Genomic DNA, 15,839 nt, shown 5'->3' on the forward strand with positions numbered 1-15,839 from the left:
CCCAAGCACCGCGTCAGAACGGTGGGGGATCGCCGTCGGGAACGAACGTGACGCGCGGGGGAACCCGATCGGTGTAACCCCGGCCGAGCGGTGACGTCCAGTGGATGGATCCGTCGGGGGATTGGGAGGCGACCCACTCGGTCTCGGTCTTCAGGGTGTGGTGTCGCTTGCACAGGCAGGCCAGGTTGCACACGTCGGTCTGTCCGCCCAGCGCCCAATCGAAATTGTGGTCGTGATCGCACAGCCGGGCGGGCATGCGGCATCCGGGGAACCGGCAGTGCACGTCGCGCGCGGCGAGGAACCGCTCCATCTGGTTGCCGGCCCGGTAGCGATCGACGGCGAGGACGGTTCCGGTGACCGGGTGGGTGAGGACGCGGTCCCAGCCCGGTGCGCCGGCCATGAGGCACCGCGCGGTGTCGGCGTCGATGGGGCTCTTGCCGTCGATGGATGCCCCGCGATCGTCGCTGCCTGCCGCGGTGAGCGCCGGAACCGTGACCTGGATGCTCGCGCGGATCGCGCCCAGTCCGCCGGGAAGTGCGTCAGCGGTGGGATCGATGGCCGGCTGACCGGTGAGGAGCATGTCGCAGAAGAGATCGGCGCGTGTCTGGTCGAGCGTGCGCGTGTCGACGACGACCGCCGAGTCGGCGCCGTCCTCCTGCTCTCCGTGTTCGCGCGTCTCCTCGGCGGCGACCTGCCGGATCGCGCGGGCCTGCTGCGTGAGCCGGTCGTGGATGCCGTGGCCGAGAGCCGCGGCGACGATGGCTTCGACCTTCACCATCCCGTCGCCCAGCTCCGTGACGCTCACCTTGCGCCCCTTGTCGGCGCGCTCGAACCGCTCGGTGATCGACTCGGGGTTCATCTGCTCCGCGAGACCCTGGGCATAGTCGCGCGTCCGCGCGACGGTTTCGCACTCGGCCCACTCCAGCACGACGCGCTCGAAGGCGGCGCGTTCCGTGGCGTCGGGCAGCACGCAGCCGGCGTCTTGGATGACCGCGGCGTGCCGGGCGGTGATCCGCCCCGCCGCGAGCGCGTCGACGGTCGCGGGGAAGCGTTCGACGAGATCGAGCGCATCGGCCATCCGCTGCTGCGCGACCCGATCGCTCCAGCGCACCGCAGCGCCGATCTCCGCGGCGATCGAGCGCAGCTCCATCTCCCGCGCGCGCTGCGTGGGGTGCTTCCCCTCCATCCGCCGCAGCGCGATCCGCATCGCTGTGGCGAGCTGCGCGGTCTTCTGCGCCTCCATCGCCGCGATGCTCTCCTCACTCTCGCGCAGTCCATCGACGATGGAAGCGAGCTGCGCTTCTTCGTCGATATCTACGTCACTGAGAGGGTTGCTCATGCCATGAGTTTCGCACCTACCACCGACATCGGGCAGGCGCACCCCATCGCCTGTGGAAAAGTCCAACACCCGCGTCGGCTGGGGAGGAGGGGGCCCCACCGAGAGCCCGCCCCCGCCACGGCTTCCGCCACACCGAGACGTGCGACCGGCTTTCGGCGGTGAAGGGCGTTCGCGCCCAGTCTGCCCACCGCTCCGCCTGCGTAGTGGTGCGACACCAGAAGCCGATGGACAGTGTCGAACTCGTCGATGCCGAGGTGATCGTCCGAGATGTGGACCGGCTTGTAGGCCTCGTCGGGCCTTGTCCACACGTGGGGGGGGCGAGTCGGTCAGGCTAAAGCGACATGACCGGGCCCCACCACCTACTGCGTGGCCGGCTCCACCACGGCGAGCGCTCCTTCGCGGCGGTCGGCGAGCATGATGCTCCGTCCGAGGAGAAGGCCGACCCCCAACGATCCGACGATCCAGGCCAGGACAATGGCAAGCGTGACCAACTGACTCCCCCCTCGAGTGCAGGCAGTGCGAAAGAACGGGTAGCGCCCACGGTAGCGGCGGCGAAGATCAGCGCGATGGCCTCTATCGCCGGCGAGCCGGATGCAGTATCTTCCGCGTCGGTCGGGCTACGCCGTGAAGTAGGCCCGGGTCGTCTCGTCGGCGGGCAGGAATGTCTCCAGGTGGAGACCCTCGAGCGCAACGTCGCTGGCCGTGGTCAGCCGGGCGGTCGTGCTGAACATCCGGAGCACCGTGTCATCGACCCGGAGATCCATCGTGAGCACCGGCCCGGTCGACGGCGAAAGGCGCGGGACTCCGCCGCGCAGCCGTGCGACCATGGCCGCCAGCTCGTGGTGTCGTGGCTCGCCGGTGCGGTCGGCACGGTGCGCGACCTGCCAGTACAGGTGCGCCGTCCACTCCTCGAGGTTCACGATCCGCTGTGCCAGCCCCTGCTCATCGACCGTCAGACGCAGGACGTTGATGGGCGGTTCCCGCAGCTCCGGGGCGCATCCGGCGAGGAGCGCGTCGACGGCGGCATTGGCATCCACGACGTCCCAGTCGTCGTCGAGCAGCAACGCCGGATAGGGGAGGTGTGCGTCCAGCAGGGAGCGAAGCCCTGCCATGACGGATGCCACGGACGCGTCGCCCCGCGGCCGGTCGCTGTAACGCGGGGCGTAGCCGGCGGCCAGCAGCAGCCCGTTGCGGTCGCGCAGGGGCACGTCGAGGGTGTCGGCGAGGTGCAGGATCATCTCCGGCGTCGGGTGGGCCCGGCCGGTCTCCACGCGACTGAGATGGCGCGTGGACACGGTCGAGACGTCGGAGAGCTCCTGCTGGCTGAACCGGCGCCGCTGTCGCCACTCGCGCAGCATCGCGCCCACCGGCCGGTCGGGTGCGTAGGTCGACATGGGGTGAGCCTAAGACGTGGAGCCCGCGCTCTCATGACCTCGGAGGTCATGGCCCCGCTGCATCCGTTCGCCGATCCTTGCCGTACCGACAACGGATGAAGGAGAACCCCATGGACGACATCGTCACCGGCTACCTCGCCACCTGGAACGCCCGGCCGCAGGAGCGCGGCCGCCTGCTCGAGGAGCACTTCGCGCCGGCCGTGACCTACACCGACCCGCTCGCACAGGTGCGCGGGCGCGGCGAGCTCGGCAGTCTCATCGACGGAGTGCAGGCGCAGTTCCCCGGCTTCGTGTTCACGCCGGTCGGCGCACCCGACGCCCACCACGACCAGGTGCGGTTCCAGTGGGGTCTCGGACCCGAGGGAGTCGAGCCGGTCGTCATCGGCTTCGACGTCGTCGTGCTCGACGGGGAGGGGCGGGTCGCCGACGTGCGCGGCTTCCTCGACAAGGTCCCCGGCTGAGCCGCACCCGCTCAGGAGCGAACGGCCCGAGGGCGCTCCGGCGGCACGGCGGCGAGCAGCTGCCGCGTGTAGGGCTCGCGCGGGTTCGCGAACAGCTCGGGGGCGGGCGCTGCCTCCACGACGCGGCCTTCCTTCAGCACGACGACGTCGTGGCTCATCTCCTGCACGATCGCGAGGTCGTGCGCGATGAAGAGGTAGGTCGTCCCGAGCTCGTCCTGCAGCCGGCGCAGGAGCGTCAGCACGTGGGCCTGCACGGAGACGTCGAGGGATGCGGTGGCCTCATCGAGCACGATCACGTCGGGTTCGAGCGCCAGCGCGCGGGCGATCGACACGCGCTGGCGCTCGCCGCCGGACAGCTCGTGCGGGAATCTCTCGTGGAACGCCGTGGGCAGTCCGACCAGGTCGAGCAGCTCGGCGACGCGGTCTCGGCGCTGGGAAGCGGTGCGCCCGCCCAGACGGTGCACGCGCAGCGGCTCGGTGACGGCGTCGCCGACGCTGCGGCGCGGATCGAGCGAGGCGAAGGGGTCTTGGAACACCATCGCGATGCGGCGCCGGTCGGCGCGGCGGGCGCGCAGCAGGTCGGCGCCCGCGAGGGTGGCGGTGCCGGCCTTGGGCGAGACCAGCCCGGTGAGCGCGTTGGCGATCGTGGACTTCCCCGACCCCGACTCGCCCACCAGGGCGAGCGTCGTGCCGCGGCGGACGTGGAACGACACGTCGTCGACGGCGTGCACGACGCGGGGCCCGGTGGGCGTGGCGATGGTGAACCGCACGTCGAGGTCGGCGACATCCAGGAGCGGCGCCGCATCCGGACGCGGTGGCGGCCCGGCGTCGGCGCGGATGCGGGGGCGGGCTGCCAGCAGCTCGCGCGTGTAGGCGTGCTCGGGCTGTGCGTACACGTCGGCGATCGGCCGCTGCTCGACGGCGACGCCCTTGCGCAGCACGAGCACGTCGTCGGCGACCTGGCCGATGACGCCGAGGTCGTGGCTGATCCACACCACCGCGGTGCCGCGCTCGCGCTGCAGCGTCTGCACGAGATCGATGATCTGCGCCTGCGTCGTGACGTCCAGCGCCGTGGTGGGCTCGTCGGCGATGAGCAGCGCCGGGTCGCACGCGAGGGCGACGGCGATCATGGCGCGCTGGCGCTGCCCGCCGGAGAACTGGTGCGGATAGGCGTCGACGCGCTCGTCCGGATGCGGGATGCCGACGGCCTCCAGCAGGTCGATCGCGCGCGTGCGCGCTGCCCGGCCGGAGAGGCCGCGGTGCGTCTCGAGCGATTCGGTGATCTGCCGCCCGATCGTCAGGAGCGGGTTGAGCGACGTGCCGGGGTCTTGGAAGACGAAGCCCACCGCATCCCCGTGCACGCGGCGGAGCGTGCGATCGGATGCGCCGACGAGCTCGACCGCGTCATCCGTGCCGCGACGGAGCACGCTCGACCCCGACACCCGGCGGCCGGGCGCGTCGATGAGGCCGGTCGCGGCGAGCACCGTCATCGACTTGCCCGAGCCGGATTCGCCGACGATGCCGAGGGTCTGCTCCGCCTCGACGGCGAAGCTCACGCCGCGGACGATGTCGGCGCGGCCGATGGAGACCCGGAGGTCGTCCACGCGCAGCACGGGACCGGTCATCGCGTCCTCCGAGCCTCGATGATCGTGCGCTGCCGCGGATCCAGCACGTCGCGCAGGCCGTCGCCGAAGAGGTTGAAGGCGAGGGCTGTGACGAAGATCGCCGCTCCCGGGAACACGCTCATCCACCACGCCTGCGTGAGGAACCCCTGCGCCGTGAAGAGCATCCCGCCCCACGACGGCGCCGGCGGCTGGATGCCGAGGCCGAGGAACGACAGCGCGGCCTCGGAGAGGATCGCGAACGCCAGCGACAGGGAGGTCTGGACGACCAGCGGCCCGGCGATGTTCGGCAGCACGTGGCGGCGGACGATCGAGAGCCCGGGGGTGCCCATCGTCTGCGACACCTGCACGAAGGGGGAGACGCGCACCGACAGGGCGCTCGCGCGGGCGATGCGCGCGAAGATCGGCGTGTACACGACCCCGATCGCGATCATCGTGGTCACCATGCCGGGCTGGAAGATCGCGACGATCGCCAGCGCCAGGAGCAGCACGGGGAAGGCGAACATGACGTCGACCAGGCGCATCAGCACCATGTCGAGCCATCCGCCGCGGTATCCGGACGCCACGCCGAGGGTGAGCCCGACGACGAGCGCGAACGTCACCGCGACCACCGCGATCGACAGCGAGGTGCCGGCGGCGAGCATCACGCGCGAGAGCACGTCGCGGCCGAGCTCGTCGGTGCCGAACCAGTGCGCGGCGCTGGGCGGCTGCAGCTGCGCGCTGACGTCGATCGCGTTGACGCCGTACGGCGCGGTCCACGGCGCCAGCACCGCGACGAGCACGACGAGGGCGATGATGGCGGCGCTGACGACGGTGACCGGGTTGGCGGCGAGGATGCGCACCGCCGACATCCGCGGCTGGGCGGCGGGCACGTCGGCGACGAGGGGGCGGTCGGTGCTCATGAGACGCGGATCCGAGGGTCGATGACGGCGTAGAGCACGTCGACGAGCAGGTTGACGAGCAGGAACATCACCGCGATCAGCAGCACCGCGCCCTGGATGAGCGGATAGTCGCGCGCGGCGACGGCGTCGTAGACGAGCCGGCCGAGCCCCGGCCACGCGAACACCACCTCGACGACGATCACGCCGCCGAGGATCGTCGCGAGCTGGATGCCCGCGATCGTGAGCACCGGCACCAGCGCGTTGCGCACGATGTGGCGGAAGGTGACGACGCGGCGGGGGAGTCCCTTCGACACCGCCGTGCGCACGAAGCCGGCGGATGCCACGTCGAGCACGGCCGCGCGGATGTAGCGGGTCATGATCGCCCCCGCGACAAGACCCACGGTCAGCGCCGGCAGCGCCACGCGCCGTGCCCACTCGGCGGGATCGTCGGTGATGGCGGTGTAGCCGCTGGCCGGCAGCAGGCCGAGGGTCACCGAGAACAGCGAGATCAGCAGCATCCCGAGCCAGAAGTCGGGGATGGAGACCCCGAACTGGCTCGCGGTGCGCACGATCGCATCGCTCACGCGTCCCTCGCGCAGCGCCGACCAGATTCCGGCGGGCACGGCGATAACCAGCGCGATCGCGAGCCCCGCCAAAGCGAGGGAGATCGTCGCCGGCAGGCGCGAGAGGAGCGTCGTGGTGACCGGCTCGCCGTTGCGGAAGCTCACACCCAGGTCGCCGGTGAGGGCGCCGCCGACGTAGCCCACGAACTGCTCGGGCAGGGGACGGTCGAGCCCGGATGCGGCGCGCAGCGCCTCGTACGCCTCGGGGGTGTACCGCGTCCCGAGCGCGAGGCGCACCGGGTCGCCGGGCACGAGCTGCACGATCGCGAACACCACGACCAGCACGCCGAGCAGCACGACCGCCGACGACACGAACCGCACGCCGAGGAAGCGCAGCACGCGGGCCGGCTGCATCCTCATCGTGCTCAGTCGCCGAGTGCTGCGTCGCGGAAGCGGATGGCGCGGTCGGCGCGTGCCTCGTAGCCCGTGACCGAGGGCGACCACGTCTGGATCACCGACGGGTTGTAGAGGTAGATGTAGCTGGCCTCGTCGGCGATGATCGTCGCGGCCTGCGCATAGAGGTCTTTGCGCGCCTCGGTGTCGGTCTCGACGCGGCCGGCGTCGAGCAGCTGGTCGACCTCGGGATTGGCGTACTTCTGGGCGTTGCTGGCGCCCGTGCTGTGGTGCTGGGAGTAGTAGAAGTCGTCGGGGTCGATGTTGCCGAGCCATCCCATCATCAGCATGTCGAAGTTGCCGGAGTTCTGCTCGTCGAGCCACGTGGAGAAGTCGGGCTGACGGATGGAGACCTCGATGCCGAGGGGCTCCAGGTTCGCGGCGATGATCTGCGCGGCCGTCACCGTCTCGGGGTAGTCGCTCGTGGCGAGCAGGTCGAGCGTGCCACCGGTGAACCCGGCGTCCTGCATGAGCTGCTGCGCGGTGTCCATGTCGGTGGCGTACGTGTCGTACGCGGTGTGCCAGACGCTCTGCTCGGGGATCGCGAGCTGGTTGAGCTCGGCGGTGCCGTAGCTGACGGCCTGCACGATCGCGTCGCGGTCGATGGCATAGGCGATGGCCTGGCGCACGCGCACGTCGCTCCACGGTTCGCGGGCCTGGTTGAGCGCCAGGTACCAGTAGTCGCTGGAGGGCGTGACACCCAGCTCGAGCGCCTCGTCGGTTTCCAGCTCGCCCACCTGCTGCGGCGGCACGACGTCGGTCCACTGGATCTCCCCGCCGCGCAGGGCCGCGAGCGCGGTGGCCGGTTCGGAGATGAAGCGGTACTCCACGCCACCGAGCTCGGGCGCGCCGCCCCAGTAGTCGGCGTTCGCGGTGAGGGTGATGTGGTCGCCGGAGACGTACTCCTCGACCGAGAAGGGACCCGTGCCCACGGGCGCGGTCGTGATGTCGCCGGATGCGACGTTGTCTTCCTGCACGATGGCCATGCCCTTGAACCCGCCGAGGTTGGACAGCAGGTTCGGTGTGGGCTGGGCGACCGTGATCACGACGGTCTGGTCGTCGGGCGCGGTCACGTCGGTGACGGCGGCGAACTTCCACGCGTTGGAGAGCTCTTCGTCGATGATGCGGTCGTAAGAGTACACGACGTCGGCGCTGGTGAATTCGCTCCCGTCGTGGAAGGTCACCCCGTCGTGCAGCGTGAAGGTCCACTCGAGCTGGTCGTCGCTGACCTCCCAGCTCTCGGCGAGCGCGGGCTGCATCTCCAGATTCTCGTCGGGTTCGACGAGCGTGCCGAACACGTTCTCGAGCACCTCGAATGCGAAGTACGACGTCGTCTTCTGCGGGTCGAGCTGGTCGGGCTCTCCGCCGATCGCGGCGACGAGTACTTCGCCCTCGGCGCCGGACGAATCGAGGTCGACGCCCTCGCCGGCGGAGCATCCGGCCACCAGCAGTGCAGCGACCGCCAGGGCGGCTCCGGAGATGACGCGCTTTCCCATGGGGTCCCCCATCCGTGCGGATGCCAAGGCATCACTCTGATGATGATTCGATCAGTATGTGTGAATATGGGGGTCAGGACAAGCAGTGGGCGCAGGCGAAACACGATCGTCACGTTCGCCCCGACCCGGAGGACTCTGTGACGTACACCGTTCTCGCGCGGGATCCCCGCGGCGGCCTGATCGGGGCGGCGACGGCGAGTCGCTCGCTCGCGGTGGGCAACGCGGTGATCGCCGTCGACCCGCGGGTGGGGGCGGTGGCCAGTCAGGCGTGGACGAACCGGGCGCTGCGCGGCTTCCTGCTGGAGCGCCTGGGGGCGGGGGATGCCGCGGCCGATGCCGTCGGGATGATCGGCGAGCAGGACGACCGCCCCGAGCTGCGGCAGGTCGCCGCCCTCACGTGGGCGGGAGCGCCCGCCGCGTTCACCGGCGCGCAGACGTCGGGCTGGGCGGGACACCTCGTGCTGCCCGACGGCGTCGTCGCCGGCAACCTGCTGGCGGATGCCGGGGTGCTGGCCGCGATGGCGACCGCGCTGTCGTCACCACCGGCAGAACCGGATGCCCTGGAGTTCGCCCGCCACCTGGTGGCGGTGCTGGCCCGCGGGGAGCAGGCGGGCGGCGACCTCCGGGGGAGGCAGAGCGCGGCCGTCCTGGTCGCGCGCGCCGAGGGCGACATCGTCGTCGACCTGCGCGTGGACGATGACCCCGACCCCGTGACGGAGCTCGCGCGCCTGGTGGACGTGCGGGCGTCGGATGCGGCGGATCTCTCCTCGCCGGGCGCCCTGCCGCCGCCGCGTTAGCGCTCGAAGGGTGTCACGGCGCCGAGCACGACGGTGACGTCGTCGTGCCCGTTGGCCCACCAGTGCGCTTCGGAGCACCGGTAGGTCACGGTGTCGCCGGCGTGCAGTTCGACCCGGCGGTCGCCCTGGGCGACGACGAGCACGCCGGATTCGACGGTGACGCACTCGGTGCCGATGTGGCGGAACGGACGCTGCTCGTTGCTGAACCCCGGGGGCAGGGTGGAGCGGATCAGTTGCAGCATGGCTTCGCCGCGGGGGGTGAGCAGTTCGCGCACCGCCTGCTGATCGCGCGGCAGGCCTGGCGCCGGGGGCATCACGTGCCGCCGTTCGGCCGGGACGACGGCGAGGTCGCCGGCGGGTTCGTCGAGGAGTTGCCCTGCCGGGACGCCCAGTGCGCCGGCGAGGCGCTGGATCGACTGCAGCGACGGATTCCCGAGGCCGCGCTCGAGCTGGCTCACGAGGCCGAAGCTGACCCCGGCGCGCTCGGAGAGGGCCTGCACCGAAAGTCCGAGCCTGCGGCGCGCGTCGCGGACGGCGGCGCCGAGGGTCTGGACCGCCCGCGACTCGTCGTGGTCGTCGTGGCGGGCCATGCGCTCACATTACCCGCGGGGCGCGCGTGACCGGACGAGGCGACCGTCGCGGGGGTCGATCTCGGCGTGGCGATCGAGGATCTCTCCGGCTACTCCGACGGCCGGTCGCTGTTCGCCGGCAAACGGGATCGGGAGCGGCCGCGGTGCTGCGCGCCCGTCGCCGGCGCGCCCGGGCCTGACAGAAGCCGGGACATCACGCCGAGCACGGGGCGACCTCTCGTCCCAGCCCCGGCGCATCGATACGTGCGTCAGCTGCGGTGGCCGCCGGGCGCGTCGTCGAGAGGCTGGGTCGATGCCTTCCGCCGGCGGATCTCCTCTTCGAGTGCCGCGATCTCGATCTCGCGTTCGAGGGCGGCGAGCTGCGCCTCGGTGGAGTGAGGGACGGGTGGCGCGGACGGCTGGGCCGCCGCATCCGTCGCCCACCGGCGCGGGTCGCCGAAGCTCATCGGTTCGCGGCGGCTTCCCCACTCTCGCCCGATGGTGAACCACAGGATGGATCCGATGACGGGGAGCAGGACGATGAGGAGCACCCAGCCGAACTTGGGGAGGTGATTCACCTGGTCGTCGCGGCGGGTGATGACGTCGATGAGCGCGATCACGAGGAGCGCAAAGAGCAGGAGGGGCATCACCAGCACGGTCATAGCGTGGCGGAACTCGCCGCGCGTCGCAATGATGACGTGGACCGGATTCGGAACGGTGTCGGATGGCCGTCGTGGGGTACGTGCGCGCACGGGGGGCAGGTGGTCGACCGCGTGGGGGAGCGGCTCGGTGCAGCGGGGTTGTCTTCGCGGAGTCGGCGGGCGATCCGGACGGTCTCTGTGGTGAGAGGGCGGGCCACGGGGTGCGGTGCAGGCGGGAGCCGGGAGATGACGGCGGGTGCCGGCTACACGGCGCGACCTCGGGCGGGTGGTGCGGCCGGGCGGAGCAGGGGGGAGCGTCAGAAGGGTGGTGGGTCGCCGTCGGGGACGAACATCACCCGTGGCGGCGGTTCGTCGGTGTAGACGTTGCCGAGGGACTGGTGAATTCGAGGGTGCCGTCGTGGAGCTGTCGCACGGTCCAGGCGGTTTCGGTCTTGAGGGTGTGATGTCGCGTGCACAGGTGGGCGAGGTTGCCGATCGCGGTCGGTCCGCCCTCGTGGTGCTCGTGATTGTGGTCGAGCTGACATCGGTGCGCGGGCTGGCGGCATCCGAATCCGCGGCAGTGCTGGTCGCGGGCACGGAGGAAGCGCTGCTGGTCGGCGCGCGGCGTGTATCGGTCGACTTCGAGGACCGTCCCGGTGATGGGATCGCACATCACCCGGTCCCACCCCGGGGCGTCGCCGGCGAGGCGCCGGGCGGTTTCGGGATCGATGGGGATCTGTCCGTGGAGACTTGCTCCCGCGTCGGTCTTGCCCGCGAGGGTCAGTACCGGCACGACCACCTGCACGTGCGCCCGGATCGCGCCGAGCCCGCCGGCGCTGCGGTCGGTCACCGGATCGATGGCCGGAGCGCCGGTCAACAGCATGTCGGAGACCAGGTCGGCGCCGATCTGCGCCATCGTGCGGGTGTCGTCGATCACCTCGGCGGGCGCGGGCTCGGCATCCTCCCCGGCGGGCGGAGTCGTGAGGCCGTCGCGCGTGAAGTCCGCCGCATCCGCCGCGGTGGCAGCATCCGGTGTCGTCTCGGGTTCGGGCGGAGTGGTCACCGACTTCTCGGCGGCGCGGCGGGCGCGCTCGGCGTTGGCGGCGTCGCGGATGATGCGAGCCTGCTGACGGATGCGGTCGCGGATGCCGTAGGCGAGGGCGGCGGGGAGCCGGACCTGCAGGAGGGCCATCCCGTCATCGAGGTCGACGATGCTCACCCCGCGGGTCTCGCGCGCCTGGGCGTGGCGTTCCGACATGCCCACGGGATTGACCGCCTCGGCCAGCTGCCGCGCGAATGCGCGCGTGCGCCCCGGCGTCTCGCGCGCCGCACGTTCGAGCACGGTGTGCTCCCACGCCTCGCGGACATCGGCGTTGTCGATTGATGCGCCCACTTCGAGGATCACGTCGGCGTGCCGCTTGGAGATGCGGGCGTCTTCGAGCGCAGTGAGCGTCGCGGAGAACCGGGTGACGAACGCGTAGGCGTCGTTCAACTCTTTCTGCGCGGTGAGGTCGTGCACGTGAGTGGCGAAGGCCACTTCGGCCGACAGCGACCGCATCGGCATTTCTCGATCACGGGAGACCTGCGAAGACAACCGCTCCATCTGCTCCAGCGCGACCGCGGCGAGCTCTGCCTGGTGGCGGATGAGGGCCGCCTGCGCGCGGGCGATGGCCGCCTTCTCTTCGAGCACCCCCGCCAGCCCGGCATGCATCCGGGTGGCTTCGTGGGGCCTGATTTCACCAGGCCGGGGGCTGTTCTCCATGACCCGAAGCTACTCGGGGGTTCCGACATTCCCGGGTGCTCCGACCGGCCGAGGACGGAGCCTGTGGATAACTCGCCGGCGCGTCGTATCAAGGCGCCCGAGGGTCGCGGCGGGCCTATCGCGCCCCAACTTGTATCGGATGTCACAGGAGGGGTGGTCCACACGCGACGAGAGCGCCAGGGCGCCGTCGAAGCACGCAGCGACAAAACGCTGATCAGCGTATCTATTCGCAATCGCGCCCGCTCTTCGCGGGAATCATTCACTTGTCTCTTCTGCAGATACAAGTCGGTCCATCAGGATCGATACATGTCCGGCGATGCCGCCGGTGTCAGGGCCCACGAGACTCACCACGTTCGCTCACCGAAGAGGCTGAATGTCCATGCTCGCGTTGCCACAACTCGACCGCGGATCGACCGCTCCGATCTGGTTTCAGATCATGCGAGCCATCGAGACGGAGATCGCGGATGGCGCCTGGTCACCGGGTGACCGCCTCCCGAGTGAGAGCGAGCTCTGTGGGCACTTCTCCGCCTCTCGCACCTCGGTTCGTGACGCGCTGGCCCGTCTGGAGAGCGCGGGCATCATTTCCCGTCAACAGGGCAAGGGGGCCTTCGTCGAGCGGGTGCAGGGCCCGTCGGCGTGGACGCTCCCTTCTGCCCCCAGCCTTCTCGGCGAGTACAGCGAACAGGGCCGGAGCGCCCTGAGCTCACAGATCCTCCGCGCGGGCATCGAACCGCTCCCTTCCTGGGCGGCGGCTGTGGTCGGTCGCGACTCTCCTGACGGCCAGGGCTTCGTCCTCGAGCGCGTGCGCGCGGTGGGCGCCCGCACGGCGGTGCACGTCATCAACTACCTCCCCACACGCTTCGCCGGCGTCATTCCCGACCTCCGCGACCCTCGGGCAAGCCTCTACGCCACGATCACGAGGGTGGCCGACGTCCGCATCGCACGGATGCACCGCACTATCGAAGCCGTCGCTGCGGATCGCATCCTCGCCGGGCTCCTTGACATCGAGCCCGGCCATCCCATCGTCGTCGTGGAAGCGGTCGCGTACGACCAGAGCGGGGAGCCCATCGACTTCTCGCGAGCGTCGGTGCGAACCGACCGGCTTCGCGTGAGCGTGGATACGGGCTTCGACGCCGCGGGCATGACGAGCGAGACAGCTTCGGGCCGGTACCCACCCGCCCCCCGTCAGAGCCGCCGCGCCGGCGCACGACCACCCCGCTGAACGCCCCCGCACATGGAGATCATTCGATGACCGACCCTCGCATCCTCATCATCGGCGACAGCTACATGCCCGCCGACGTGTTCGTGCGCGCTTTCGATCGCCACGGACTCGTCGCCGGCTCCGTCTCGATGACGATGGCGGACCCGACGTGGGACACCGCCGGGATCCAAGAGTTCGAAGGCGATCCCGCGGAGGTCGCACGTCTCGCGGAGGGTTACGAGATCCTCGCATTCCATGCGGCGCCCGTGACAGCCGAGGTGCTCGCGGAGCTGCCCGAGCTCCGGCTCCTCGGGTGCGCTCGCGGCGGACCCGTCAATGTGGACCTCGCTGCGGCCAAAGCGCGCGGGGTGCGTGTGACGACGACGCCCGGGAAGAACGCCGATGCGGTCGCCGACCTCACGATCGGATTCCTGATCTCGCTCGTGCGCAACGTTCCGGCATCCGTGCGCGACGTCGACGAGCGCGTGGCTGACGGGCGACCACTCGCGGAATCCACGTTCGAGGGCGCCCGGTGGTTCGGTCGCGAAGTGAAGGGGTTGCGGCTGGGACTCATCGGGTACGGAAACGTCGCGCGACTCGTGGCGCAGCGGGCGAGAGCCCTCGGCGCCGACATCATCGCCTACGACCCGTTCATCGACCCCGGATCCGTCGCCGACGCGTCGATCGTGACGGATCTCGACGCGCTTCTCGAGCAGAGCGACGTCGTCAGCGTCCATGCCCGGGCGACAGCAGAGAACCGCCACATGATCGCCGCGCCGCAGATCGCCCGGATGCCCCGGGGGTCGTTCCTGATCAACACCGCGAGGGAGTCGCTCGTCGACGAACAGGCCATGCTCGACGCGATGCGCAGCGGACAACTCGCCGGAGTCGCGCTCGATGTCAACGAACCGGACGGGCCGTGGCGCGAGCTCGTGGCGCAGCCCAACCTCCTCCTCACCCCTCACCTGGCGGGGGCGACGCGGGAGACCTTGTCGCGCGGCGCCGACATGCTCGCATCCGAGGTCAGGTCGTTCATGTCCGGGGAAGCACTGCGGTGGGAACGATGAGCGACGTCTTCCTCGCGATAGACGCCGGCACCGGATCGGCGCGGGCGCTCGCTTTCGACATCGAAGGCCGGCTCGTCGCACAGGCCGGTCGGGAATGGTCGCATGCGACGGTGCCGGGCCACCCGGGCGGCACGACCTTCGACACGTCTGCCGGCTGGCGGGCGATCGGTGACGCCGTGTCGGAGGTGGTCGCGCACCTCGACGGCCGCCGCATCGCCGCGATCGCAGCGTCGAGTATGCGAGAGGGGTTCGTCCTCTACGGCGCGGATGGAGATGAGCTCTGGGCGTGCCCGAACACCGACGGCCGGTCCCGCGCCGAGGCTGACGAACTGGTGGCCCTCGGGATCGCCGACGCGATCTACCGCACTGCCGGCGACTGGGTGTCGATCACCGCGCCCGCGCGCTTGCGATGGATCGCGCGCCACGAACCCGACGTGCTCGCGCGCGCTCGTCATCTCGGGATGCTCAGCGACTGGGTCACCCGGCGCCTCACCGGTGCGTTCGTGACCGACCCGACGTGCGGATCGAGTTCTGCGCTGTTCGACCTGCGGGCACGGGAATGGTCGGCGGATCTGGCCGACCTGGTCGGCGTCGATCGCGCCATCCTCCCTCCCGTCGTCGAATGCGGCGCGGTCGTCGGCGTCGTGACGCCCACCGCAGCCGCCGCGACCGGCGTTCCCGCGGGCACTCCGGTGGTGACCGGGGGTGCCGACACGCAGCTCGCGCTTCACGGCATCGACGCGCGCGAAGGAACGCCGACGATCGTGGCGGGCACGTTCTGGCAGACCGCAGCGGTCATGTCCGAGCCGCTCATCGATCCCGACCGGCGCCTGCGCACGCTCTGCCATGTCGAGCAGGACACTTGGATGCTGGAGGGGATCGGATTCCTCTCGGGCCTGGCCATGCGGTGGTTCCGGGATGCCATGTGTCCCGACGCCGTGAGTACCGGGGCCGCTACCGGCCGTTCGGCCTTCTCCGTCATGGAGGAGTGGGCTGCGGACGTGCCGCCGGGGGCGAACGGGATCGTCGCGACGATGGGCAACGTCATGCAGGCGGATGCGTGGCACCACGCCGCGCCTTCGTTCACGGGCTTCGACATCAACGATGCCGTCCGCTCATCGCGTGGCGCGTTCATCCGGGCGATCGAGGAGTCTGCCGCGATCGTCGCGGCGGCTCATCTCGACATCCTGTCCGCTCTCACGGAAGGACGTGCCGTCGCGCAAGGGGTTGTCACGTTCACCGGCGGATCGAGCGCTGGCGCATTGTGGCCCGCCGTCATCGCCGGCGTCACCGGCTTGGAGACGCTCGTCACCCCGGCTCCCGAGGCCACCTCGTACGGCGCCGCCCGGCTCGCGGCGAAGGGCGTCGGCGCCTCACTCCCTCCGATGGGGGAGCCCGACCGTGTCGTGCGGGTCGACCCGGAAGAACGTGACGCCTACGGCGACGTCGTGGCGCGGTGGCACCGGGTCTACCGCGACGTCCTCTCGATCTCTGGCCCTGACCTCCCACCTCTCTTCCTGCCTCCGGGAGCCGCGCGCGGTCCCGCGGAGTTCCGGCGCACGAGCGCCGGAAACCTCAGCTGACCGACCCCGA

Annotated in this window: 15 protein-coding genes; 5 read left to right on the forward strand and 10 right to left on the reverse strand. The window is 70.7% G+C overall.

The window, feature by feature from the left end; translation table 11 throughout:
- Positions 1–13: 13 nt before the first annotated feature.
- The 3 genes from F6J85_RS02800 to F6J85_RS02805 all read right to left on the reverse strand — a co-directional run bounded on the left by F6J85_RS02800 (position 14) and on the right by F6J85_RS02805 (position 2,733).
- Entirely contained in the window at positions 14–1,381 is a 1,368-nt protein-coding gene (locus F6J85_RS02800) for an HNH endonuclease signature motif containing protein (protein ID WP_150923733.1), read from the reverse strand.
- 317 nt (positions 1,382–1,698) lie between these two features.
- Positions 1,699–1,830 (reverse strand): hypothetical protein, encoded by a 132-nt coding sequence (locus tag F6J85_RS18125; protein ID WP_275094059.1) that lies wholly within the window; start codon positions 1,828–1,830, stop codon positions 1,699–1,701.
- A 126-nt stretch (positions 1,831–1,956) separates the two neighbouring features.
- On the reverse strand, positions 1,957–2,733 hold the full coding sequence (locus F6J85_RS02805) for a helix-turn-helix domain-containing protein (protein ID WP_191906720.1): 777 nt from the start codon (positions 2,731–2,733) through the stop codon (positions 1,957–1,959).
- Between the two features lie 110 nt (positions 2,734–2,843).
- Here F6J85_RS02805 and F6J85_RS02810 point away from each other — a divergent pair, with 110 nt between their 5' ends.
- Positions 2,844–3,194: a nuclear transport factor 2 family protein gene (locus F6J85_RS02810; RefSeq protein ID WP_150923734.1), complete on the forward strand. Its 351-nt coding sequence runs from the start codon at positions 2,844–2,846 to the stop codon at positions 3,192–3,194.
- 11 nt (positions 3,195–3,205) lie between these two features.
- Here F6J85_RS02810 and F6J85_RS02815 read toward each other — a convergent pair whose 3' ends face one another.
- The 4 genes from F6J85_RS02815 to F6J85_RS02830 are packed head-to-tail and all read right to left on the reverse strand — an operon-like array spanning position 3,206 to position 8,209.
- The gene (locus tag F6J85_RS02815) at positions 3,206–4,819 is read right to left on the reverse strand and encodes a dipeptide ABC transporter ATP-binding protein (RefSeq protein ID WP_150923735.1); all 1,614 of its coding nucleotides are present in this window, start codon (positions 4,817–4,819) and stop codon (positions 3,206–3,208) included.
- Positions 4,816–5,718, reverse strand: a complete 903-nt coding sequence (locus tag F6J85_RS02820) for an ABC transporter permease (RefSeq protein ID WP_150923736.1) — start codon at positions 5,716–5,718, stop codon at positions 4,816–4,818. The genes F6J85_RS02815 and F6J85_RS02820 overlap by 4 nt, the downstream gene beginning before the upstream one ends.
- Positions 5,715–6,680 (reverse strand): ABC transporter permease, encoded by a 966-nt coding sequence (locus F6J85_RS02825; RefSeq protein ID WP_150917494.1) that lies wholly within the window; start codon positions 6,678–6,680, stop codon positions 5,715–5,717. Before F6J85_RS02825 ends, F6J85_RS02820 begins: the two co-directional genes overlap by 4 nt.
- A gap of 5 nt (positions 6,681–6,685) precedes the next feature.
- Entirely contained in the window at positions 6,686–8,209 is a 1,524-nt protein-coding gene (locus F6J85_RS02830) for an ABC transporter substrate-binding protein (protein WP_150923737.1), read from the reverse strand.
- A 137-nt stretch (positions 8,210–8,346) separates the two neighbouring features.
- On the opposite strand from F6J85_RS02830, the gene F6J85_RS02835 reads away from it, so the two are divergent.
- The gene (locus tag F6J85_RS02835; RefSeq protein ID WP_150923738.1) at positions 8,347–9,006 is read left to right on the forward strand and encodes a DUF1028 domain-containing protein; all 660 of its coding nucleotides are present in this window, start codon (positions 8,347–8,349) and stop codon (positions 9,004–9,006) included.
- Here the strand turns inward: F6J85_RS02835 and F6J85_RS02840 are convergent.
- The 3 genes from F6J85_RS02840 to F6J85_RS02850 all read right to left on the reverse strand — a co-directional run bounded on the left by F6J85_RS02840 (position 9,003) and on the right by F6J85_RS02850 (position 11,978).
- Positions 9,003–9,596: a helix-turn-helix domain-containing protein gene (locus tag F6J85_RS02840; protein WP_150917486.1), complete on the reverse strand. Its 594-nt coding sequence runs from the start codon at positions 9,594–9,596 to the stop codon at positions 9,003–9,005. The genes F6J85_RS02835 and F6J85_RS02840 overlap by 4 nt on opposite strands.
- Before the next feature lie 248 nt (positions 9,597–9,844).
- Positions 9,845–10,222 carry a PLD nuclease N-terminal domain-containing protein gene (locus tag F6J85_RS02845; protein WP_238707150.1) on the reverse strand — a complete coding sequence of 126 codons (378 nt, stop codon included), beginning with the start codon at positions 10,220–10,222 and terminating at the stop codon, positions 9,845–9,847.
- 346 nt (positions 10,223–10,568) lie between these two features.
- Complete coding sequence (locus F6J85_RS02850) at positions 10,569–11,978, reverse strand: HNH endonuclease signature motif containing protein (protein WP_150923740.1); 1,410 nt, start codon at positions 11,976–11,978, stop codon at positions 10,569–10,571.
- A 379-nt stretch (positions 11,979–12,357) separates the two neighbouring features.
- On the opposite strand from F6J85_RS02850, the gene F6J85_RS02855 reads away from it, so the two are divergent.
- From F6J85_RS02855 to F6J85_RS02865, 3 genes are read left to right on the forward strand one after another with little or no spacing between them, the layout of a single operon-like run.
- Positions 12,358–13,200 carry a GntR family transcriptional regulator gene (locus F6J85_RS02855; RefSeq protein ID WP_191906721.1) on the forward strand — a complete coding sequence of 281 codons (843 nt, stop codon included), beginning with the start codon at positions 12,358–12,360 and terminating at the stop codon, positions 13,198–13,200.
- 26 nt (positions 13,201–13,226) lie between these two features.
- Entirely contained in the window at positions 13,227–14,246 is a 1,020-nt protein-coding gene (locus F6J85_RS02860; RefSeq protein WP_150923742.1) for an NAD(P)-dependent oxidoreductase, read from the forward strand.
- Positions 14,243–15,829, forward strand: a complete 1,587-nt coding sequence (locus F6J85_RS02865; RefSeq protein WP_150923743.1) for an FGGY family carbohydrate kinase — start codon at positions 14,243–14,245, stop codon at positions 15,827–15,829. The genes F6J85_RS02860 and F6J85_RS02865 overlap by 4 nt, the downstream gene beginning before the upstream one ends.
- The last annotated feature ends 10 nt before the right edge of the window (positions 15,830–15,839 follow it).

It is taken from the genome of Microbacterium lushaniae, assembly GCF_008727775.1.
Lineage (GTDB): Bacteria > Actinomycetota > Actinomycetes > Actinomycetales > Microbacteriaceae > Microbacterium > Microbacterium lushaniae.